Origin of the sequence: Terrisporobacter muris, from assembly GCF_024621905.1 — a bacterium.
GTDB classification, from domain to species: domain Bacteria; phylum Bacillota; class Clostridia; order Peptostreptococcales; family Peptostreptococcaceae; genus Terrisporobacter; species Terrisporobacter muris.
In genome coordinates, this window is the sequence record NZ_JANKBY010000287.1 from 1 (window position 1) to 4876 (window position 4876).

5 protein-coding genes are annotated in these 4876 nt (G+C 30.1%); all 5 read right to left on the bottom strand.

Annotated elements, in window-relative coordinates; all coding sequences use genetic code 11:
• Window positions 1-303: 303 nt before the first annotated feature.
• Complete coding sequence (locus tag NSA58_RS16190) at window positions 304-1059, bottom strand: ABC transporter ATP-binding protein (protein WP_200886375.1); 756 nt, start codon at window positions 1057-1059, stop codon at window positions 304-306.
• Window positions 1059-2129, bottom strand: coding sequence for a FecCD family ABC transporter permease (locus NSA58_RS16195; RefSeq protein WP_242842682.1), 1071 nt, complete (start codon window positions 2127-2129; stop codon window positions 1059-1061). The genes NSA58_RS16190 and NSA58_RS16195 overlap by 1 nt, the downstream gene beginning before the upstream one ends.
• Before the next feature lie 4 nt (window positions 2130-2133).
• Complete coding sequence (locus NSA58_RS16200) at window positions 2134-3231, bottom strand: iron ABC transporter substrate-binding protein (protein WP_257560678.1); 1098 nt, start codon at window positions 3229-3231, stop codon at window positions 2134-2136.
• A 104-nt stretch (window positions 3232-3335) separates the two neighbouring features.
• Window positions 3336-3860, bottom strand: a complete 525-nt coding sequence (locus NSA58_RS16205) for an FmdE family protein (RefSeq protein ID WP_039678364.1) — start codon at window positions 3858-3860, stop codon at window positions 3336-3338.
• Window positions 3861-3872: 12 nt separating this feature from the next.
• Window positions 3873-4685: a class I SAM-dependent methyltransferase gene (locus NSA58_RS16210; RefSeq protein ID WP_074429295.1), complete on the bottom strand. Its 813-nt coding sequence runs from the start codon at window positions 4683-4685 to the stop codon at window positions 3873-3875.
• Window positions 4686-4876 lie beyond the last annotated feature (191 nt).

Sequence of the window (4876 nt, forward strand, 5' to 3'; positions counted from 1 at the left end):
AAAATATAAAAAAAGTCAGAAGGCTTAAACCTTCTGACTTTTTTTGTTTTTAACCCTTAGATGAAGTTAGCTTAGTTTTATCACACTAGTTTTTTTACATAATATTCTACTTTCCCCGAGTATGAATTATGTAGTTAAAAAGATGGCTTTGCCATCTTTTTTATTGTCTAAAACTTTCTTCTTATTTAGGGTTCTTTAGTACAATAATATACTTTTTCATATTTTTATCTTCCATAAATTAAATATGTTTATATAAAGAAAAGCTGTGATTTAATAAAATTATCAAATCACAGCTTTCCTATTTTAGGTTAAAGGTATAACTATACTTCTATTATTATAAGACTTTACTTCTACAGGTACCTTATATACCTCCTCAATATTTTCAGGAGACATTATCTCCATACCTCCATAACCGTATATTTTTCTATCTTTTAAAAACATAAATTTATCACAATACCTTAAAGCTAAATTTAAGTCATGTATTACAATAATTACAGATATATTATTTTCATGGGCAATTTCGTGAACTGTTTTTAATACATCCAATTGATTTTTTAAATCTAAATTACTTGTAGGTTCATCTAATAATAAAACTTTAGGTTGTTGTGCTAATGCTCTAGCCAGCATTACTTTTTGTAATTCTCCTCCACTAAGCTCATCTAAATATCTCAATGAAAAATCTTCTAATCCCATTCTTTTTATTATATCTTCAACTATTTCTATATCTTTTCTAGTTTCACTAACTTTTATATAAGGCTTTCTTCCAAGAAGTACTGCATCAAATACTGTAAATTTAGTTGCTTCATTTTTTTGCGCTACATAGGCTATCTTCTTTGCAATATCACCTTGTCTAAGCTTTAGTATATCTTCTTCTTCCACATAAACGCTACCATATTGAGGTGAAATAATTCTGTTTAAGCATTTTAACATTGTACTTTTTCCAGCTCCATTGTTGCCAAGTACTGCTATACACTCTCCACTTTCCACATCAAATTTTATATCATCTAGAATTTTAGCATTGTGCTTATATGAAAATTTTAAGGAATCAATTTTTAACATTATTTTTCAACTCCTTTAAATAAAATATATAAAAACAGAGGAGCACCCATAAAAGATGTTATAGTTCCTATTGGCAAAATTATTGGAGATATTACCATTCTTGCTATAGTATCACTAAATAATAATAAGAAAGCTCCTAATATTGCTGATGCAGGTATTAAATATCTATAGTCATTTCCTATAAACCTTCTCATAATATGAGGTGCTATTAATCCTATAAAGTTGATTATTCCAACAAAAGATACAATAACTGATGCAGTCAAAGAGCATATTATCATACCTACAATCCTCATGGCAGATACATTTACTCCTAAACCTTTTGCCGTTTGTTCACCACTTTCCAATGCATTATAATTCCATCGATTATAAAAGAAATACAAAAGAGCTACTGACGATATAACTGTAACTATTAATATTTCTGTCCAAGATGCTCTACCTAAATCTCCAAAGGTCCAAAATACTATAGCTGCAACTTGAACATCATTGGCAAAATACTGAATTAGAGCCGTTGCTCCAGAAAACAATGAACTTATGGCAACTCCTGCAAGCACCATAGTTTCAGGTGTTACTTTTTTAAATCTAGAAAGTATTAAAATAACTATTGTTGCTCCCATGGATCCTAAAAAAGCACAAATACTTGTCATATATGGATTACTAATTGCCACTGCATCTGCTGTATTACTTTGTATAGCTCCTGCTCCAAAATATACTATAGCTAGTGCAGCTCCAAATGCAGCCCCTTGAGATACTCCTAAAGTTGATGAAGATGCCAAAGGATTTTTTAATATACTTTGCATAACACATCCTGTAATAGCTAAACCTACTCCAGATACTACTGCCATAGCAACTCTAGGTAGTCTTATATTATACAAAAGCATATTACTTTGCTTGCTACCTTGTCCCAAAAGAGTTTTGATAACTTCTATTACAGGTAAATTTGATGATCCTACACTAATTGCATAAAGCCCCATTCCTATTGTAAGTAAAAGTGTAATAAGTAATATGAACCTTTTTTTATAAACATACTGATTATAATCACTTAGTACTTTATGCTGTTTCATTGCTAACATCTAATCACTCCCCAATAGTAATAGGTCCAAACCCTAATCCTTCTTTTACAAAATCACTATATAACTTTTTACCTAAGAATTTTTCGTATATTTCATCTGCTTTTTCTTCCACTTTTACATCTTTAAATTGCTCTGGATATATTATAGTTCCTGCATAGTAAGCATCTGCTATTGCAATTTCCACATTTGTTGTATACCAGTTATATGATGGTTGAGAATAAACTTTTTTGTTTTCTACAGCACTTAGTGAATTATAAAAATCAGGATTTTTCTTATAATCTTCATTTACTAATTTCATATTTGTAGGGTTTAAGAAAATTATATCTGGATCCCAAGTAGATACTTTTTCTAAATCTATTAATAAAGCTCCACTTTTTTTAGTTTCATCTACTACATTTTTAGCATTTATTGCATCAAAAGGAGGATATTTAGCATATGTTCCTTCAAATCCATGTTCTCCCCTAAAACTTACTGCTCCAGTATATACTGTTGGTTTATCTTCATCAGCTATATCCTTAGTTCTATCATTTAAATCTTTTTCTAATTCATCCATATATGTAACTAATTCATCTGCTCTATCTTGTTTTCCAATAACTTCTCCTATTAATTTTAGAGATTTATCCATATTCTCATCAAATATTCCATCATAAGAAACTGTAACTACTGGTATTCCAGTCTTTTTAGTTAAATCTTCTGCCATATCTTTATCATAAGCAGCTATTATAACATCTGGTTCTGCTTTTATTATTTCTTCCTGATATGCAACACTACCATTACTTCCACCTTCACCAACTACTGGCAACTTAGAAAGTTCTGGATAAACATAGCTGTAAGGTCTTGCTATATCTGTTTCACTTTCTAAATTTTCTACACCTACAACTTTATCTGTTCCCTGCATATAGCACACCATTCTCAAAGCTCCAGCACCTAAAGCTATAATAGAATCTGATTCACTTGGTATTTCTACTTCTCTCCCTAAAATATCTGTTACAGTTTTAGTTGTTGCCTCCTCTTTTTTCCCTTCGTCAGATGTTTGACTACATCCTGTAAGTGCCAACATAAATATAAGCATTATTGGTAAAAAACGTTTTATAAATTTCATATTAATTCCCCCTCACATTTTTATTTTATTGCTTAATAAAACTATAATTATCTGCTATTATTTTGTTATTTATTAAAGCTACCAACTTCTCTTATTATTTCAAACTACCAGCCTCTGTTATATGGATTGAAGCAATCTTCACAAACTGTTTTGCCACCTTGTAAATGCATCTTATGCTCTGGCGCTTTTTCTTTACAACAGTCGCATTCTATACTTGTAAAAATACGAGCTTCCTCTGGTAAATCAAACTTTGGCACTGAAAAGTCAAATATTTCATCTATTGGTCCTTCTAAAATAAACTTTTGTTTAGCATCTCTATCCTCTACATTACTTACTCCTTTAAAATAAAGACGTAATTTTTCACCATTTTTTCTGTTGAAGAATGAAAATGCTTGTTTTCCTGTTCCTCTATAAATTAAATTTCCTTTTCCTATGGAGCATCCAAGTAATGATTGAATTGCATCTACTCCACAAGCATCATTTTCTGTAATACAAACTATTTCTTCATCTTTTGCACATGTAATACCCATTTTCTCCATTATCGCCTCACAAGCTCTTACTCCTATTGCAAGACCTGGACACTCATGTCCATGAAACTCCACTGCTTTTTCCCATAATTTTTTATCCATTTTATTTTCCTCCTATACTTGCCAATATAAAGTTGCTATAGTTGTGTTTACTTCTTCACTAACTACTCCATCTTTGCTTATTGACTCTAAATATTTTTTTATAATTTCTTCTTCCTCTAGGGTAATATCTTTATATGATTTGACTCTATTTATATATAATTCAAAAGCTTCTTCAAGTGTTTTTTCCATATTCCAAACTTGTTTCTCATATTCTACCTTTGGTTCATACCCTTGTAACCATAGCATTTCAAATGCATAGGCTATATCCATATCACAACTTTCTTTATTGTTATTTATACCTACTAGCTCTTTTACTTTTTCAGATACAGGATCGCTCCTTCTAGTCGGTTTACATAATACGCAGTATTTTTTACTAGCTTTTGATAGTTTTTCAAATGTTTCTGCACTATTTACTGCTGGAGTCATGTGAGCAAAAACTAAATCAAAATTATTTTCAAATCCTCTCTCATCTAAATCCATATCTGCCCAGTCTTCACAGTAAAATTCTATATTATTTATCTTATATTCTTCTTTATTGCTCTTTGCATTTTCAATCATCTTTGGTGATAAATCTATTCCTATAATTTTTTCACATAAATTTGATAAAGCAATAGAATATTTTCCAGCTCCACACCCCACGTCTAACACTTTAAAATTAGATTTTATCATATTGTTATCTGATACCAGTTTTAAAAACTTACTACTTTCTACTGTGGGAACTACAAATTTGTTGAAGCTTCCTGCCATAGAATTCCATAAGTCAACACTTGCTTTTTTGTTAACACTATCATTTTTCCATAAATTACGAATATTATCTAACTGCATTTAACCCCTCCTCACAACAAAAAAAGACGCTTTCAAATTAGCGTCTTCATAACAAATTTATTCAGCCTTCGGGCTAGATATTATTTTCTTATTAAATTTTAAAATTAACTTTTCAAAGTAATCTTACTTAATATTAATAGTAATCCAATTATCTTAGCTTATATGTTGCAAATGCAACACTTTTATAAATT

Excerpts from the sequence above, each read along its gene's own strand:
- NSA58_RS16190 (WP_200886375.1), bottom strand. The coding sequence starts at position 1,059 with ATGTTAAAAATTGATTCCTTAAAATTTTCATATAAGCACAATGCTAAA.
- NSA58_RS16195 (WP_242842682.1), bottom strand. The coding sequence starts at position 2,129 with ATGTTAGCAATGAAACAGCATAAAGTACTAAGTGATTATAATCAGTAT.
- NSA58_RS16200 (WP_257560678.1), bottom strand. The coding sequence starts at position 3,231 with ATGAAATTTATAAAACGTTTTTTACCAATAATGCTTATATTTATGTTG.
- NSA58_RS16205 (WP_039678364.1), bottom strand. The coding sequence starts at position 3,860 with ATGGATAAAAAATTATGGGAAAAAGCAGTGGAGTTTCATGGACATGAG.
- NSA58_RS16210 (WP_074429295.1), bottom strand. The coding sequence starts at position 4,685 with ATGCAGTTAGATAATATTCGTAATTTATGGAAAAATGATAGTGTTAAC.